This window comes from Pseudomonas sp. 67(2021) (assembly GCF_017491835.1).
In the GTDB taxonomy this organism is placed as follows: Bacteria; Pseudomonadota; Gammaproteobacteria; order Pseudomonadales; family Pseudomonadaceae; genus Aquipseudomonas; species Aquipseudomonas atacamensis.
Map to the genome: position 1 here is coordinate 664,413 of NZ_JAFGYL010000001.1, position 16,313 is coordinate 680,725.

The window sequence follows — 16,313 nt, forward strand, 5'->3', positions numbered from 1 at the left end:
GTTACGCCTCGGCTTTTTTCGTCGCCGCTTCGATCTTACGCGTGATGTACCACTGTTGTGCAATCGACAGGCAGTTGTTCACAACCCAGTACAGCACCAGACCCGCCGGGAACCACAGGAAGAAGAAGGTGAAGATGATTGGCATCATTTTCATGACCTTCGCCTGCATCGGATCCGGAGGCGTCGGGTTCAACTGCTGCTGGATGAACATGGTTGCGCCCATGATGATCGGCAGAATGAAGAACGGATCCTTGATCGACAGGTCAGTGATCCACAGCATGAACGGCGCCTGACGCATTTCCACGCTTTCCAGCAGAACCCAGTACAGCGACAGGAAGACCGGCATCTGCACGAGGATCGGCAAGCAGCCGCCCAGTGGATTGATCTTCTCTTTCTTGTACAGCTCCATCATGGCTTGCGACATTTTCTGCCGGTCATCGCCATGTTGCTCTTTCAGCGCAGCCAGTTTCGGAGCCACGGCACGCATGCGCGCCATCGATTTGTAGCTGGCAGCCGACAGCGGGAAGAAAATCCCTTTGATCAGCATGGTCAGGAAGATGATCGACCAGCCCCAGTTACCGACAATGGCGTGAATGTGTTGCAGCAGCCAGAAGATCGGCTGGGCAATGAACCACAGAATGCCGTAGTCGACGGTCAGTTCCAGACCTGGGGACAACTCTTTCAGTACAGCCTGGCTTTTCGGACCGGCGTACAGCACAGCGCTGGTTTCAACTTTCGCACCTGGAGCAGCGGTCAGAGTAGGACCGGTGTAACCGATGATGTAGTTGCCTTTGCTGTCTTTACGGGTTTGGACGATATTGTTTTCGCCCTTGGCCGGAATCCACGCGGTCACGAAGTAGTGCTGCAGCCAGGCTACCCAACCACCGGTGACGGTTTCCTTGAGCTGCGCCTTGTCCATGTCCTTCATCGACACTTTCTTGTACGGCTCGGAACTTGTCCACAGGGCAGCGCCCAGGTAAGTCGCGGTGCCAGTAGCAGTGGTCGACGAAGGATCAGCGCTGGCATCGCGCTTCAACTGGGCAAACATTGCGCCGTTCCAGGGCTGAGCGCTCTGGTTATCCACAATGTAGGAGACAGCAACGTCGTACAGGCCACGTTTCAGGGTGAAACGCTTGATGTAGTTGACGCCGTCCTTGCTGAATTTCAGGTCAACGACGAGTTGATCCTGACCGTCAGCCAGTTGGTAAACCTTCTTCTCCGAGGAATAAACCGGACGACCGGCCGGGTTAGCATCCGGGCCGTTGGTACCGATCAGGCCGCTTTGCGCCAGATATACACGTTCGCCGCCGTTATCGAACAGCTGGAACGGAACGTCAGGACGATCCTGACGACGCGGATACAAAGGCAGAGTCAGTTGTGCAACGTCACCACCCTGTGGATCGATCGCCAGATCGAGCACATCGGTCTTGACCTGAATCAGATCCTTGCTGGCGGCGACCGGCGTTTCGGCAGGTGCGCTGGTATCGCTGGCGGCGCGCGGAATATCGTCACTGGCGGCATTTGTGCCAGTGGCGGTGTCCGGCAAACCGGATGTAGTCGTACTGGAAGCAACATTCTGAGTCGGCAGGGCAGCCTGGCCATAATCCTGGTTCCATTTAAGAACCATGACGTAGGACACGATTGCCAGGGCGACGATCAGGATCGTGCGTTTGATATCCATGATTACTCGGCCATCGAAGAAGAACGGGAGGTAGGGACAGGTGGAACCGGGTCATAACCACCGGGATTCCACGGATGACAGCGACCTAAACGACGAAAGGTCAGCCAGCCACCGCGCAGAAGGCCATGATTTTCAATGGCTTCATACGCGTAGCAGGAACAACTGGGGTAGAAGCGACAGTGGCTGGCCATTAAAGGACTAATGGCATAGCGATAAAACTGGATCGGAACGAGGGCCAGTTTACGCATCGGTACTGTCTACCCCTACAGTTTCGGTTTTGACTGCCGGAACGGGCTTGTTGCGCGCCAGACGCTTCCAGAGTTTGCCGAAATGCTGAATCAATTCGGGGTTTTCTACATCACCCAAACCTTTGCGCGCGACGATAACGATGTCCCAGCCGACCAGTGAATCCTGGTGCAGACGGAACGATTCGCGCATCAGACGTTTGAGGCGATTGCGCTCAACGGAGAGCTTTACGCTCTTTTTCCCGATAACCAGCCCGAGACGGGGGTGATCAAGATCGTTGTTGCGTGCAAGGAGCAGGAGATTTTTCCCCGGAACCTTGCCGGTAGGGGAGTCAAAGACTGCCTTGAAATGCCGGGGGGTAAGCAGACGCTTTTCCCGACTGAAGTCCTGACTCACCTCCAGTACCGGATTATCAAACTGCCAGACGCGCACGACCTTTGGCGCGACGACGCGACAGGACTGCGCGGCCGTTCTTGGTAGCCATGCGAGCACGGAAACCGTGGGTACGAGCGCGTTTGATAGTGCTTGGTTGGAAAGTACGTTTCATGTCGTGTTACCTGGTTCGTCCACAACGGGCCGGAATGGCCCCCGTTTTAAGAGACCGGGGATTCTAGAGAAAGCAAGCCTTCAGGTCAATTTCCAACCAGCGTTTCCTTATAAATAGATCCGGGCACGGTTTTAGCTAGAAAGCCTGTCCGCCAGATATAGAAATAAAAGAAGGGAATTATTTAAAGCTTTTCTGTAACGCTTGTAAAAGCTAGGCACGCCATCTTCTGTGGATAACTGCCATGGAGCCTTACTACACGGGATGTACAGAGAATGACAACTACAGTGGAAAACCGTGTTCAGCCTGTGCTGCGCTATCGGATAAGCTGTGCGTGGAATGGCCTGTTATCCACAGGCTGGTTATCCACCGGGTTTAGCCCCCAGTTGTCCAGTGCCCTCAGAGGCGTTTATCCACAGGGCTTATTCACATGCCGTTGGTCGCCTTTTAATGCGTTAACGCGTTGATAAATGATGGTGACGAACCTACCTGCATGTGGATAAGTGAATCGCTCGCCGCTACAATGGCCGCTTGTTTTTGCCTCACCGGCTTTCAACTTAGGGGATATCCGTGTCAGTGGAACTTTGGCAGCAGTGCGTGGAGCTTTTGCGCGAAGAGCTGCCTGCCCAACAATTCAACACCTGGATCCGTCCACTACAGGTCGAAGCCGAAGGCGACGAGTTGCGCGTCTACGCACCGAATCGTTTCGTGTTGGACTGGGTCAACGAAAAGTACCTGGGCCGCGTCCTTGAACTGCTGGATGAGCACGGCAATGGCTCGACGCCGGCGCTGTCCTTGTTAATAGGCAGCAAACGCAGCTCGGCACCTCGTGCCGCACCCAATGCGCCACTGGCGGCCGCGCAGGTTGCTCAGGCGCAGGCCAATAATGTGCCAGCGAGCAATCCGGCACCGACGCCAGCCCCTGCTCCGGCCAAACGTTCCACACAGAAGGCCGCTGAAGTCAGCGAAGAACCTTCCCGCGACAGCTTCGACCCGATGGCGGGCGCTGCTTCGCAGCAGGCCCCGGTTCGCGCGGAGCAGCGCACCGTGCAGGTAGAAGGTGCGCTCAAGCACACCAGTTACCTGAATCGCACGTTCACCTTCGAAAACTTCGTTGAAGGTAAATCCAACCAGCTCGCCCGTGCGGCGGCCTGGCAGGTGGCGGACAATCCCAAGCACGGTTACAACCCGCTCTTCCTTTATGGTGGCGTCGGCTTGGGTAAAACCCACTTGATGCACGCGGTGGGCAACCATCTATTAAAGAAGAATCCGAATGCCAAGGTCGTGTACCTGCATTCCGAGCGTTTCGTGGCCGACATGGTCAAAGCGCTGCAACTGAACGCCATCAACGAATTCAAGCGTTTCTACCGTTCGGTGGACGCCCTGCTGATCGACGATATTCAGTTCTTCGCCCGCAAGGAGCGTTCCCAGGAAGAGTTTTTCCACACCTTCAACGCTCTGCTTGAAGGTGGTCAGCAGGTCATTCTCACCAGTGACCGCTATCCGAAAGAAATCGAAGGCCTTGAAGAACGCCTCAAATCCCGCTTCGGTTGGGGCCTGACGGTTGCCGTCGAGCCGCCGGAATTGGAAACCCGCGTGGCGATCCTGATGAAGAAGGCCGATCAGGCCAAAGTCGAGTTGCCTCACGATGCCGCGTTCTTCATAGCCCAGCGCATCCGCTCCAACGTCCGTGAGCTGGAAGGTGCGCTGAAACGGGTTATCGCCCACTCGCACTTCATGGGCCGCGACATCACCATCGAGCTGATCCGCGAATCCCTGAAAGACTTGCTGGCGTTGCAGGACAAACTGGTCTCTGTGGATAACATTCAGCGCACCGTCGCCGAGTATTACAAGATCAAGATTTCCGACTTGCTGTCCAAGCGGCGTTCGCGCTCGGTGGCTCGTCCGCGTCAGGTCGCCATGGCATTGTCCAAGGAACTGACCAACCACAGCCTGCCGGAAATCGGCGATGTGTTTGGCGGCCGCGACCACACCACCGTGTTGCACGCCTGCCGCAAGATCAACGAACTTAAGGAATCCGACGCGGACATCCGCGAGGACTACAAGAACCTGCTGCGTACACTGACCACTTGATGAACACCAGCGCAGCTTATTAAGGCAAGGGACTAGACCATGCATTTCACCATTCAACGCGAAGCCCTGTTGAAACCCCTGCAACTGGTCGCAGGCGTCGTCGAGCGCCGACAGACCTTGCCGGTACTGTCCAACGTGCTGTTGGTCGTCGAAGGCCAGCAACTGTCGCTGACCGGTACCGACCTGGAAGTCGAGCTGGTCGGTCGTGTGCAACTCGAAGAGCCGGCCGAAACTGGCTCTATCACCGTGCCGGCGCGCAAGCTGATGGACATCTGCAAAAGCCTGCCCAACGACGCGCTGATCGATATCAAGGTCGACGAGCAGAAACTGGTGGTGAAGGCCGGCCGTAGCCGCTTCACCCTGTCGACCCTGCCGGCCAACGATTTCCCGACTGTTGAAGAAGGCCCGGGCTCACTGACGTGCAGCCTGGAGCAGAGCAAACTGCGTCGTCTGATCGAACGCACCAGCTTCGCCATGGCCCAGCAGGACGTGCGTTATTACCTCAACGGCATGTTGCTGGAAGTTTCCGCTGGTGTGATCCGCGCCGTGGCCACCGACGGTCACCGTCTGGCGATGTGCTCGATGCAGGCCGATATCGGTCAGCCGGATCGTCATCAGGTGATCGTGCCGCGCAAAGGTATCCTCGAACTGGCGCGTCTGCTCACCGAGCCGGACGGCAATGTCAGCATCGTCCTCGGTCAGCATCACATCCGCGCCACCACGGGCGAGTTCACTTTCACCTCGAAACTGGTCGACGGTAAATTCCCGGATTACGAGCGCGTCCTGCCGAAAGGTGGCGACAAACTGGTACTCGGCGATCGTCAGGCGTTGCGTGAAGCGTTCAGCCGTACGGCGATTCTGTCCAACGAGAAGTACCGCGGTATCCGTCTTCAGCTGGCCAGCGGTCAGTTGAAGATCCAGGCCAACAACCCGGAGCAGGAAGAAGCGGAAGAGGAAGTGGGTGTTGAATACAACGGCGGCTCGCTGGAGATCGGCTTCAACGTCAGCTACCTGCTCGACGTGCTGGGCGTGATGACCACTGAGCAGGTTCGCCTGATCCTGTCCGACTCCAACAGCAGTGCGCTGGTGCAAGAGTCCGACAATGACGACTCGGCTTACGTTGTCATGCCGATGCGTCTGTAATCAGCTGATCCTGAATGTCGTTAAGTCGTGTTTCGGTCACCGCGGTGCGTAATCTACACCCGGTGACCTTCTCCCCCTCCCCCCGCATCAATATTCTTTACGGCGCCAACGGCAGCGGCAAAACCAGTGTTCTGGAAGCCATTCATCTGCTGGGGCTTGCCCGTTCGTTTCGCAGCACGCGGCTGTTGCCGGTCATTCAGTACGAACAGCTCGCCTGTACTGTATTTGGTCAGGTTGAGCTGGCTGAAGGCGGACACAGTGCGCTGGGGATTTCTCGCGACCGTCAGGGCGAGTTCCAGATTCGCATCGATGGCCAGAACGCCCGTAGCGCTGCGCAGCTGGCGGAGATCCTGCCGTTGCAGTTGATCAACCCGGACAGCTTCCGTCTGCTGGAAGGCGCGCCGAAGATTCGCCGGCAGTTTCTGGACTGGGGTGTGTTCCACGTTGAACCGCGTTTCATGGCCACTTGGCAGCGTTTGCAGAAGGCGCTGCGCCAGAGAAACTCCTGGCTGCGGCATGGTACACTTGACGCCGTTTCGCAAGCGGTTTGGGACAGGGAACTGTGCCAGGCCAGCGCTGAAATAGATGAATACCGCCGCGCTTACATCACAGCCTTGAAACCGGTCTTCGAACAGACCTTGAGCGAACTGGTTGAGCTCGAGGGTTTGACGCTCAGCTATTACCGAGGCTGGGACAAGGACCGCGAATTGAGCGCCGTGCTTGCCGGTTCCGTGCAGCGGGACCAGCAGATGGGGCACACCCAGGCCGGACCGCAACGAGCTGATTTGCGTCTCAGATTGGGCGCACACAATGCCGCGGACATCCTGTCCCGGGGTCAGCAGAAGCTTGTGGTCTGTGCACTACGGATTGCCCAAGGGCACCTGGTCAGCCAGGCCCGCCGCGGACAGTGTATTTATCTGGTGGATGACTTGCCGTCCGAGCTGGACGAGAGCCACCGTCGCGCGCTGTGCCGCTTGCTGGAAGACTTACGCTGCCAGGTGTTCATCACCTGTGTAGATCACGAATTACTGAGGGAAGGCTGGCAGACGGAAACGCCAGTCGCTTTGTTCCACGTGGAACAGGGCCGTATCACCCAGACCCACGACCATCGGGAGTGAAGGCATTGAGCGAAGAAAATACGTACGACTCAACGAGCATTAAAGTGCTGAAAGGCCTGGATGCCGTACGCAAACGTCCCGGTATGTACATTGGTGACACCGACGATGGCAGCGGTCTGCACCACATGGTGTTCGAGGTGGTCGACAATTCGATCGACGAAGCCCTCGCCGGCCATTGCGACGACATCAGCATCATCATCCACCCGGACGAATCCATCACCGTTAAAGACAACGGTCGTGGCATCCCGGTAGACGTGCATAAAGAGGAAGGCGTTTCTGCCGCTGAGGTCATCATGACCGTCCTCCACGCTGGCGGTAAGTTCGATGACAACTCCTACAAGGTTTCCGGCGGTCTGCACGGTGTAGGTGTTTCGGTAGTGAACGCACTGTCCGAAGAGCTGGTCCTGACCGTTCGCCGCAGTGGCAAGATCTGGGAACAGACCTACGTCCACGGTGTGCCTCAGGCACCGATGGCCATCGTTGGCGACAGCGAAACCACCGGTACCCAGATTCACTTCAAGGCTTCCAGCGAAACCTTCAAGAACATTCACTTCAGCTGGGACATCCTCGCCAAGCGCATTCGTGAACTGTCCTTCCTCAACTCCGGTGTCGGCATCGTCCTCAAGGACGAGCGCAGCGGCAAGGAAGAGCTGTTCAAGTACGAAGGCGGCCTGCGTGCGTTCGTTGAATACCTGAACACCAACAAGACTGCGGTCAATCAGGTGTTCCACTTCAACATTCAGCGTGAAGACGGCATCGGCGTGGAAATCGCCTTGCAGTGGAACGACAGCTTCAACGAGAACCTGTTGTGCTTCACCAACAACATTCCGCAGCGCGACGGCGGCACCCACCTGGTGGGCTTCCGTTCGGCACTGACGCGTAACCTGAACAACTACATCGAGCAGGAAGGTCTGGCGAAGAAGCACAAAGTCGCCACCACCGGTGACGATGCCCGTGAAGGCCTCACCGCGATCATTTCGGTGAAGGTGCCGGATCCGAAGTTCAGCTCGCAGACCAAAGACAAGCTGGTGTCTTCCGAAGTGAAGACTGCGGTCGAGCAGGAGATGGGCAAATACTTCTCCGACTTCCTCTTGGAAAATCCGAACGAAGCCAAGCTGGTAGTCGGCAAGATGATCGACGCCGCCCGTGCCCGTGAAGCCGCGCGCAAGGCCCGTGAGATGACCCGCCGCAAAGGCGCGCTGGACATCGCCGGCCTGCCGGGCAAACTCGCTGACTGCCAGGAGAAAGACCCGGCGCTGTCCGAACTGTACCTGGTGGAGGGTGACTCCGCGGGCGGTTCTGCCAAGCAGGGACGTAACCGCAAGACCCAGGCGATCCTCCCGTTGAAGGGCAAGATCCTCAACGTCGAGAAAGCCCGTTTCGACAAGATGATCTCGTCCCAGGAAGTGGGCACGCTGATCACCGCGCTGGGCTGCGGCATCGGTCGCGAAGAGTACAACATCGACAAGCTGCGCTATCACAACATCATCATCATGACCGATGCTGACGTCGACGGTTCGCACATCCGCACCCTGCTGCTGACCTTCTTCTTCCGTCAGCTGCCGGAGCTGATCGAGCGTGGCTACATCTACATCGCCCAGCCACCGCTGTACAAGGTCAAGAAAGGCAAGCAAGAGCAATACATCAAAGACGACGACGCCATGGAAGAGTACATGACGCAGTCAGCGCTTGAAGATGCAAGCCTGCACCTGAACGAAGAAGCCCCGGGCATTTCCGGTGAAGCGCTGGAACGTCTGGTCAACGACTTCCGCATGGTCATGAAGACCCTCAAGCGTCTGTCGCGCCTGTACCCACAGGAGCTGACCGAGCACTTCATCTATCTGCCGGCCGTCAGCCTTGAAACCTTGGGCGACCACGCGGCGATGCAAGAGTGGCTGGCGCAGTACGAAGTCCGTCTGCGTACCAACGAGAAGTCGGGCCTGGTCTACAAGGCCAGTCTGCGCGAAGACCGTGAACGTGGCGTCTGGCTGCCAGAGGTCGAACTGATCTCCCACGGCCTGTCGAACTACGTCACCTTCAACCGCGACTTCTTCGGCAGCAACGACTACAAAACCGTGGTCACCCTGGGCGCGCAACTGAGCACCCTGCTCGACGAAGGCGCGTACATCCAGCGTGGCGAGCGCAAGAAAGCCGTTACCGAGTTCAAGGAAGCCCTCGACTGGCTGATGGCCGAAAGCACCAAGCGCCACACCATCCAGCGCTACAAAGGTCTGGGCGAAATGAACCCGGATCAGCTGTGGGAAACCACCATGGACCCAAGCGTGCGGCGCATGCTGAAGGTCACCATCGAAGACGCCATCGGCGCAGACCAGATCTTCAACACCCTGATGGGTGATGCGGTCGAACCTCGCCGGGACTTCATCGAGAGCAATGCACTGGCGGTTTCCAACCTGGATTTCTGATCCTGATTGCTACCCGCTTATGAAAAACCCCGGCCAATGCCGGGGTTTTTTTGGCCTCACTCATTCCCAGTGCCGACACTCTCCAACCGATACCCATACCCATAAATCGTCAGCAACTGCCAACCCCGATCCGCTGTCAGCCCAAGCTTGTTGCGCAATCGGTAGATGTGCGTATCCAGTGGCCGCGAGGAAGTCGTCTCTTCGTTCGGCCAGAAGCGCTCGTACAGATAATCCCGCGACAATGGCCGCCCCAGGTTGCTGAACAGGCAGCGCGCCAAGCGGTATTCGCGTTCGGTCATGAGGATCGGTTTGCCTTCACGGGTGACGGTCAGTTCGGCGTCGTCGAAAGTCAGATCGTGGAACGTCTGTACTTCGCCCGCCGCGCTGCGCGGTTGGCTATGTCGGCGCAATACCGCTGCCACCCTCGCCTTCAACTCATTCGGGCGAAATGGCTTGCTGACATAATCGTCGGCCCCGGCATTCAAGGCTTGAACGATATCGCTCTCGCCATCGCGGCTGGTGAGCATGACTGCAGCGGGTGGCGCGTCCATGTGTTCGCGGGTCCAGCGCAGCAGTGCCAGGCCTGTGAGGTCCGGCAGTTGCCAATCGAGGATCAGCAGGTCAAAAGTCTCCCGACGCAACTGGCGCAACAAGTCTTCGCCGCGCTCGAAGCTGTGCAGTGACCACGGCTGTTCGCCAGCTTCGGCCATTTGCTCCAGGGTTTGCTCGACCCGGCGCAGTTCGGCGGGTTCGTCGTCCAGAATGGCAACGCGCATCGGCGGTGTTCCTTGTCGCTGGGGCTGGGATGTCGACAATAGCGACTCCCCGGCCGCGATGAAAGAAGCAGCCCGTCGTTGGTCGACGTCCGCTATGATTCTTCGGGTCTACGCCTCAGACCTGAGACCTATGAAACCATTCCCACTGCCCTGCCCTGTGCCTCATGCATAACACTCAACGCCGACGTGAAAGTCGTGAGCCGAGCCAGGTCCAGCGTCTGTTCCGCCGGCTGGTGCGCGAGTGGTTGTGGATAAGTCTAGTGCTGTTGCCGCTGACTGCCTTGTTGTCTTATCGCGCCCAGATCAATCTGCACAATCCCTCGCCAGCGCCCGGCGCGCTGTTGTCCGTGGCGATGATCGCCGGTGTACTGGGATTATTGCTGTGGCGTCCGCGTTGGGCGCTGTGGGTCACCTTGATCGGTATGGCCTGTGCGCTGATCGCCAGCGCCCTACTGGCCGAAGTCCGCTACTGGTGGTCGCCAACGCCAGCCGCGCTGGGCATGTTGTTCGGTTACCTGATCTGGAACTGGCGACGTCTGAGCGTGGTGCTGACCTACTTCGGTTGGGAGCTGGCGCGTCTGGACAGCGAACCGAAAGTCTTCCCTGAACGCCGCCGGACCCGCTTCACCGGTGCCGACCGTTTGCAGGGCCAGATCATGGCGCTCGAACAAGCCATGAGCCGTACCCGCGACACCCGGCGGTTCATTGCCGATGGCTTGGAGTACCTGCCGGTGGCGACGCTGATCAGTGATCCGCAGGGCAAGATCCTGCTGGGCAATCGCAAGGCGCGCGAGTTGTTCGAGGATCCGCTGGTGGGCGATGACGTACTCGAGCAACTGGCGCGGCTCGGCTATCCGGAATTATCCACAGCGCCGCGACCGCCACTGGCCACCCTGCCGCTGCTGGAATTTCGCGATCACAAGGATCGCAGTCTGCGCCTGGAAAGAGCGGCGCTGCTGCCGGTTGACGGCGATACGCCGATCGGTTGGCTGCTCAGCCTGACGGACTTGAGTGCCGAGCGTGCGGCTGAGGAGCAGCGCGGCGTCCTGCTGCGTTTTCTTTCCCACGACCTGCGCGCTCCCCATTCGGCGATCCTCGCCCTGCTGGATGTGCACCGTCATCAGGCCGGCGCTGATGCGCCGTTGTTCGAGCAGATTGAGCGTCAGGTGCGCCGCGCACTGGATCTGACCGATGGTTTCGTCTTGTTGGCGCGGGCTGAGTCCGAGACCTACCAGTTCCGCCCGACATTATTCGCGATGCTGGTATTGGACGTCCTCGATCAGGCCCTGCCCATCGCCCAGCAGAAACGCATCGAGCTGCTCAACGAAGTTGATGAGGAATGTCAGGAGCGGCTGATTCTGGCCGATCAGGGATTGCTGACTCGCGCCCTGTTCAACCTGCTGGAAAACGCGATCAAGTACAGCCCGGCAGACAGCACGGTGCAACTGACGGTCAGCTGTGATGGGCAGTGGCTGCGCTGCGAATTGTCCGATCATGGCAAGGGGATTGCTGCCGATGAATTGCCTGACCTGTTCAGCCAGTATCGGCGTTTCTCCTCCGCCCAGGGCATCGACGGTGTGGGCCTGGGTCTGTCGATGGTCAAAGCCGTGATTGATCATCATGGCGGCACAATCGAGTGTCGCAGCGTGGTCGACGCGGGAACCACATTCCGCATCGATTTGCCGCTGATTTCTGAATGAAAAAGAGGCACAAAAAAACCGGCTATAACGACCGGTTTTTTTACATCCGAATAAAACTTATGCACGGATTTCGTTCAACTTATCGATTTAAAAATATCGATGAAAATCAATAAGTTACAAAACGATCACGGACTTTTGAAGCAAAAACGTACACAGGTTATCCACAAAATTCAGACAGCCAGTTGATCACTCGCGGCCGGTGCCTGTGGCGCCGGTGGCAGCGAGCCCATATCGCGCTGGGTTTTCTCGTTCCACGCCTGCACACGGTCATTCAGATCAGCGATGGCGCGCGGTCCACTGCCTTCGGCATACATCGGTTCGCCAATGACCACGGTGATCACTCCGGCCTGTTTGCCCCAGCCGATTTTTGGCCAGAATTTGCCGGCATTGTGTGCAATCGGCAGCACCGGAAGCGCCGCATTCACCGCCAATGCGCTGCCACTGCGGGAGAATTTTCCGACAGTGCCGTAGGGGACTCGTGTGCCTTCGGGGAAGATCAGCACCCAGACGTTGTCCTTGAGCAGCTCGTCGCCTTTGGCCGCGACTTGTTTGAGCGCGGCCTTCGGGTTGTCGCGGTCGATGGCGATCGGGCGCAGCATGGCCATGGCCCAGCCGAAGAACGGCACGTAAAGCAATTCGCGCTTGAGCACTTGGCTCAATGGCGAGAAATAAGCGGAGAGAAAGAACGTCTCCCATGTGCTCTGGTGGTTCGATTGAATCACGCAGGGCCGGTCTGGCACGTTCTCCGCGCCTTTGATTTCGTAGCGGATCCCAAGGAACACCTTGGTCAGCCACAGGGCGCAACGGCACCAGTACACGTTGATGAAACGATAGCGCGCCTTGAAGGACAGAAACGGCGCGATGAAAAAGCTCAGGCTGCACCACAGCAACGCTGTTGTGCCCAGCAGCAGGTAGAAAAGAAAGATTCTGAAGGCCCGCAGTATCGACATGGCGACGGTTACCGTTACGGGGCAATGCCCGACTGTTCAAGCGCACTCCCGAGCAATCCCTGGCCAGGAAATTCAGAAGTACTCTAGTTGTGGATAAGTTCTGCGGCAATCGCCGCCAGATCGTCAAAAATCAGAGTGCCAACCGGCAGGGTTTTGCCCTGAGTCTTTTCGCCTTTCCCGGTCTTCACCAAAACTGGCTGTGAATCGACGGCTTTGGCGGCCTCCAGGTCACCAAGGCTGTCGCCAACGAACCAGACGTTGGTCAACGGCACCGTGTAATGCTCGGCAATGGCTTTCAGCATTCCCGGTTTCGGTTTGCGGCAATCGCAACCCTCATCCGGGCCATGCGGGCAATACACGATCAAGCCGACCTCGCCGCCCTGCTCCGCGACCAGCTCGCGCAGGCGCGCGTGCATGGCCTCGAGGGTGGCGAGGTCGTAATAGCCGCGAGCAATGCCCGACTGGTTGGTGGCCACTGCCACCGTCCAGCCGGCCTTGCTCAACTGCGCAATCGCTTCGATCGAGCCGGGCAACGGAATCCACTCCTCCACCGACTTGATGTAGGCATCGGAGTCGTAATTGATCACGCCGTCACGATCGAGAATCAGCAGTTTCAACAGCAATCCCTCAACCCAGCAGCGAAATGTCGGCAACACCGAGGAACAGGCCACGCAGACGCGCCAGCAGCGCGTAACGGTTGGCCCGCACATTGGCATCGTCGGCATTGACCATCACCGCGTCGAAGAACGCATCGACCGGCTCGCGCAGTGCCGCCAGGCGTGCCAGCGATTCGTTGTACTGACGCGCCGCGGCCATTGGCTGCACCGCTTGATCCGCTTGCTGGATTGCCGAATACAGCGAGAACTCGTTGGCGTTGTCGAAATACTTGGCCTCGACCACGGTTGGCACCGAGCCTTCGACCTTGCTCAACAGGTTCGACACGCGCTTGTTCACCGCCGCCAGCGCTGCCGCTTCCGGCAGTTTGCGGAAGGCCTGCACCGCCTGCACACGCTGGTCGAAGTCCAGCGCCGAGCCCGGCTTGAGCGCACGTACCGACAGGTAAGTGGCGACGTCGACGCCTTCGTCTTCATAACGCGCACGCAGACGGTCGAAGATGAATTCCAGCACGGCTTCGTTGAGGCCGGCAGCCTTGACCTTGCCGCCGAACGCATTCACCGCGAAAGCCACGGCGTCGTTCAGGTCCAGATCCAGTTGTTTCTCGATCAGGATCCGCAGCACGCCCAGTGCTGCACGGCGCAGGGCATAAGGGTCTTTGCTGCCGGTTGGCAGCATGCCGATACCGAAGATGCCGACCAGAGTGTCGAGCTTGTCGGCGATGGCGACAGCTGCACCGGTCAGGGTCGCCGGTAATTCAGCCCCGGCACCGCGTGGCATGTACTGCTCGTTCAGTGCCAGCGCGACATCCTGTGGCTCGCCGTCATTGAGGGCGTAGTAGTAACCGGCGACACCTTGCATCTCCGGGAACTCGCCGACCATTTCGGTGGCCAGGTCGCACTTCGACAGCAGGCCCGCACGGGCAGCCCACGAGGCGTTGCCGCCGATGCGTGCGGCGATGTACGCGGCCAGTTTCGATACGCGCTCGGCCTTGTCGTAGACGCTGCCGAGTTTTTCCTGGAACACCACGTTCTGCAGGCGCAGGTTGAAGTCTTCAAGTTTCTGCTTCTTGTCCTGCTTGAAGAAGAACTCGGCGTCGGTCAGGCGTGGGCGAACCACTTTCTCGTTACCGGCGATGATCTGCTGCGGGTCTTTGCTTTCGATGTTGGCCACGGTAATGAAACGTGGCAGCAACTTGCCGTCGGCATCCAGCAGGCAGAAGTACTTCTGGTTGTCCTGCATGGTGGTGATCAGCGCTTCTTGCGGCACGTCGAGGAAGCGTTCCTCGAACGAGCACACCAGCGGCACGGGCCATTCGACCAGCGCGGTCACTTCGTCAAGCAATGCCGGCGGAACGATCGCCGTGCCTTCCTGACGGGTGGCCAGCTCTTCGGTGCGCTTGCTGATGATCTCGCGACGCTCGTTGGCATCGGCCAATACGTAAGCGGCGCGCAGGTCGGCGAGGTAGCTCGACGGCGAACCGATGCGTACGGCTTGCGGATGGTGGAAACGGTGACCACGGGATTCACGGCCAGCCTTCTGCGCGAGGATCGTGCAGTCGATGACCTGGTCACCGAGCAGCATCACCAGCCACTGGGTCGGACGCACGAACTCTTCCTTGCGCGCACCCCAACGCATGCGTTTCGGAATCGGCAGGTCGTTCAGCGAATCTTCGACGATGGTCGGCAGCAGGCTCGCGGTCGGCTTGCCGGCGATGTTCTGGCTGTAGCGCAGTTTCGGACCGCTCTGGTCGATTTCGCTCAGCTCGACGCCGCACTTCTTGGCGAAGCCCAGGGCGGCCTGAGTCGGATTGCCATCAGCGTCGAACGCGGCCTGACGTGGCGGGCCATCGAGGTTGATGCTGCGATCCGGCTGCTGAGTGGCCAGCGCAGTGATCAGCACGGCCAGACGACGTGGCGCGGCATAAACGGTTTTGCTTTCGTAGCTCAGGCCGGCGGCTTGCAGGCCCTTGTCGATACCGGCGAGGAACGCATCAGCCAAAGTGTTCAGGGCTTTGGGTGGCAGTTCTTCGGTGCCCAGTTCAACCAGAAAATCTTGCGCACTCATTGTGCAGCCTCCAGCTTGGCCAGTACTTCGTCACGCAGGTCCGGGGTCGCCATCGGGAAGCCCAGCTTGGCGCGGGCCAGCAGGTAGGCTTGCGCAACGGAACGCGCCAGGGTGCGTACGCGCAGAATGTATTGCTGACGCGCGGTCACCGAGATCGCCCGGCGCGCATCCAGCAGGTTGAAGGTGTGCGACGCCTTCAGCACCATTTCGTAGCTCGGCAACGGCAGCGGCTGGTCGAGTTCGATCAGGCGCTTGGCTTCGCTTTCATAGAAGTCGAACAACTCGAACAGTTTGTCGACGTTGGCGTGTTCGAAGTTGTAGGTGGACTGCTCCACTTCGTTCTGGTGGAACACATCGCCATAGGTGACTTTGCCGAACGGGCCGTCAGCCCAGACCAGGTCGTAGACCGAATCGACGCCTTGCAGGTACATCGCCAGACGCTCGAGACCGTAGGTGATCTCGCCGGTCACCGGGTAGCACTCGATGCCGCCCGCTTGCTGGAAGTAGGTGAACTGGGTGACTTCCATGCCATTGAGCCAGACTTCCCAGCCCAGACCCCAGGCGCCGAGGGTCGGCGATTCCCAGTTGTCTTCGACGAAGCGGATGTCGTGCACCAGCGGGTCGAGGCCGACATGCTTGAGCGAGCCCAGGTACAGTTCCTGGAAATTGTCCGGGTTCGGCTTGAGCACGACCTGGAACTGGTAGTAGTGCTGCAGACGGTTCGGGTTTTCGCCGTAACGGCCGTCAGTCGGACGGCGGCTTGGCTGCACGTACGCGGCGTTCCAGGTTTCCGGGCCGATGGCGCGCAGGAAGGTCGCGGTGTGGAAAGTGCCGGCGCCTACTTCCATATCGTAGGGCTGAAGTACCACACAACCTTGCTCGGCCCAGTATTGCTGGAGCGCGAGGATCAAGTCTTGGAAGGTACGCACGGCTGGCGTAGGCTGGCTCACGAAATT

General features: G+C 58.8%; 14 protein-coding genes. 5 read left to right on the forward strand and 9 right to left on the reverse strand.

Annotated elements, in window-relative coordinates; all coding sequences use genetic code 11:
* Position 1: 1 nt before the first annotated feature.
* Genes yidC through rpmH form a run of 4 tightly spaced genes read right to left on the reverse strand, consistent with a single transcriptional unit; the run spans position 2 to position 2,474 of the window.
* Complete coding sequence (yidC, locus tag J5M66_RS03000; RefSeq protein ID WP_071173916.1) at positions 2 to 1,681, reverse strand: membrane protein insertase YidC; 1,680 nt, start codon at positions 1,679 to 1,681, stop codon at positions 2 to 4.
* 2 nt (positions 1,682 to 1,683) lie between these two features.
* Positions 1,684 to 1,929 carry a membrane protein insertion efficiency factor YidD gene (gene yidD, locus J5M66_RS03005; protein WP_027901580.1) on the reverse strand — a complete coding sequence of 82 codons (246 nt, stop codon included), beginning with the start codon at positions 1,927 to 1,929 and terminating at the stop codon, positions 1,684 to 1,686.
* Positions 1,922 to 2,323, reverse strand: coding sequence for a ribonuclease P protein component (gene rnpA, locus J5M66_RS03010; RefSeq protein ID WP_024014946.1), 402 nt, complete (start codon positions 2,321 to 2,323; stop codon positions 1,922 to 1,924). The genes yidD and rnpA overlap by 8 nt, the downstream gene beginning before the upstream one ends.
* Before the next feature lie 16 nt (positions 2,324 to 2,339).
* Positions 2,340 to 2,474, reverse strand: coding sequence for a 50S ribosomal protein L34 (gene rpmH / locus J5M66_RS03015; RefSeq protein ID WP_003213577.1), 135 nt, complete (start codon positions 2,472 to 2,474; stop codon positions 2,340 to 2,342).
* Between the two features lie 567 nt (positions 2,475 to 3,041).
* Between rpmH and dnaA the strand changes: the two genes are divergently transcribed.
* From dnaA to gyrB, 4 genes are read left to right on the forward strand one after another with little or no spacing between them, the layout of a single operon-like run.
* Entirely contained in the window at positions 3,042 to 4,565 is a 1,524-nt protein-coding gene (gene dnaA / locus J5M66_RS03020; RefSeq protein ID WP_024014947.1) for a chromosomal replication initiator protein DnaA, read from the forward strand.
* A 39-nt stretch (positions 4,566 to 4,604) separates the two neighbouring features.
* Positions 4,605 to 5,708 carry a DNA polymerase III subunit beta gene (dnaN, locus tag J5M66_RS03025; RefSeq protein WP_016772390.1) on the forward strand — a complete coding sequence of 368 codons (1,104 nt, stop codon included), beginning with the start codon at positions 4,605 to 4,607 and terminating at the stop codon, positions 5,706 to 5,708.
* A gap of 14 nt (positions 5,709 to 5,722) precedes the next feature.
* Positions 5,723 to 6,826 (forward strand): DNA replication/repair protein RecF, encoded by a 1,104-nt coding sequence (gene recF, locus J5M66_RS03030; protein WP_016772389.1) that lies wholly within the window; start codon positions 5,723 to 5,725, stop codon positions 6,824 to 6,826.
* A 5-nt stretch (positions 6,827 to 6,831) separates the two neighbouring features.
* Positions 6,832 to 9,249, forward strand: a complete 2,418-nt coding sequence (gene gyrB / locus J5M66_RS03035) for a DNA topoisomerase (ATP-hydrolyzing) subunit B (RefSeq protein WP_024014948.1) — start codon at positions 6,832 to 6,834, stop codon at positions 9,247 to 9,249.
* A 56-nt stretch (positions 9,250 to 9,305) separates the two neighbouring features.
* Here gyrB and J5M66_RS03040 read toward each other — a convergent pair whose 3' ends face one another.
* Positions 9,306 to 10,025 (reverse strand): response regulator transcription factor, encoded by a 720-nt coding sequence (locus tag J5M66_RS03040; protein ID WP_207807631.1) that lies wholly within the window; start codon positions 10,023 to 10,025, stop codon positions 9,306 to 9,308.
* Between the two features lie 164 nt (positions 10,026 to 10,189).
* On the opposite strand from J5M66_RS03040, the gene J5M66_RS03045 reads away from it, so the two are divergent.
* Positions 10,190 to 11,725, forward strand: coding sequence for a HAMP domain-containing sensor histidine kinase (locus J5M66_RS03045; RefSeq protein WP_207807632.1), 1,536 nt, complete (start codon positions 10,190 to 10,192; stop codon positions 11,723 to 11,725).
* A gap of 170 nt (positions 11,726 to 11,895) precedes the next feature.
* On the opposite strand, the gene J5M66_RS03050 is transcribed toward J5M66_RS03045, so the two are convergent.
* The 4 genes from J5M66_RS03050 to glyQ all read right to left on the reverse strand — a co-directional run bounded on the left by J5M66_RS03050 (position 11,896) and on the right by glyQ (position 16,307).
* Positions 11,896 to 12,675 (reverse strand): lysophospholipid acyltransferase family protein, encoded by a 780-nt coding sequence (locus tag J5M66_RS03050; protein ID WP_071173920.1) that lies wholly within the window; start codon positions 12,673 to 12,675, stop codon positions 11,896 to 11,898.
* A gap of 83 nt (positions 12,676 to 12,758) precedes the next feature.
* The gene (gene gmhB, locus J5M66_RS03055; protein ID WP_162999871.1) at positions 12,759 to 13,298 is read right to left on the reverse strand and encodes a D-glycero-beta-D-manno-heptose 1,7-bisphosphate 7-phosphatase; all 540 of its coding nucleotides are present in this window, start codon (positions 13,296 to 13,298) and stop codon (positions 12,759 to 12,761) included.
* A gap of 4 nt (positions 13,299 to 13,302) precedes the next feature.
* On the reverse strand, positions 13,303 to 15,357 hold the full coding sequence (glyS, locus tag J5M66_RS03060) for a glycine--tRNA ligase subunit beta (RefSeq protein WP_024014953.1): 2,055 nt from the start codon (positions 15,355 to 15,357) through the stop codon (positions 13,303 to 13,305).
* Positions 15,354 to 16,307: a glycine--tRNA ligase subunit alpha gene (glyQ, locus tag J5M66_RS03065; RefSeq protein ID WP_003187265.1), complete on the reverse strand. Its 954-nt coding sequence runs from the start codon at positions 16,305 to 16,307 to the stop codon at positions 15,354 to 15,356. Before glyQ ends, glyS begins: the two co-directional genes overlap by 4 nt.
* Positions 16,308 to 16,313 lie beyond the last annotated feature (6 nt).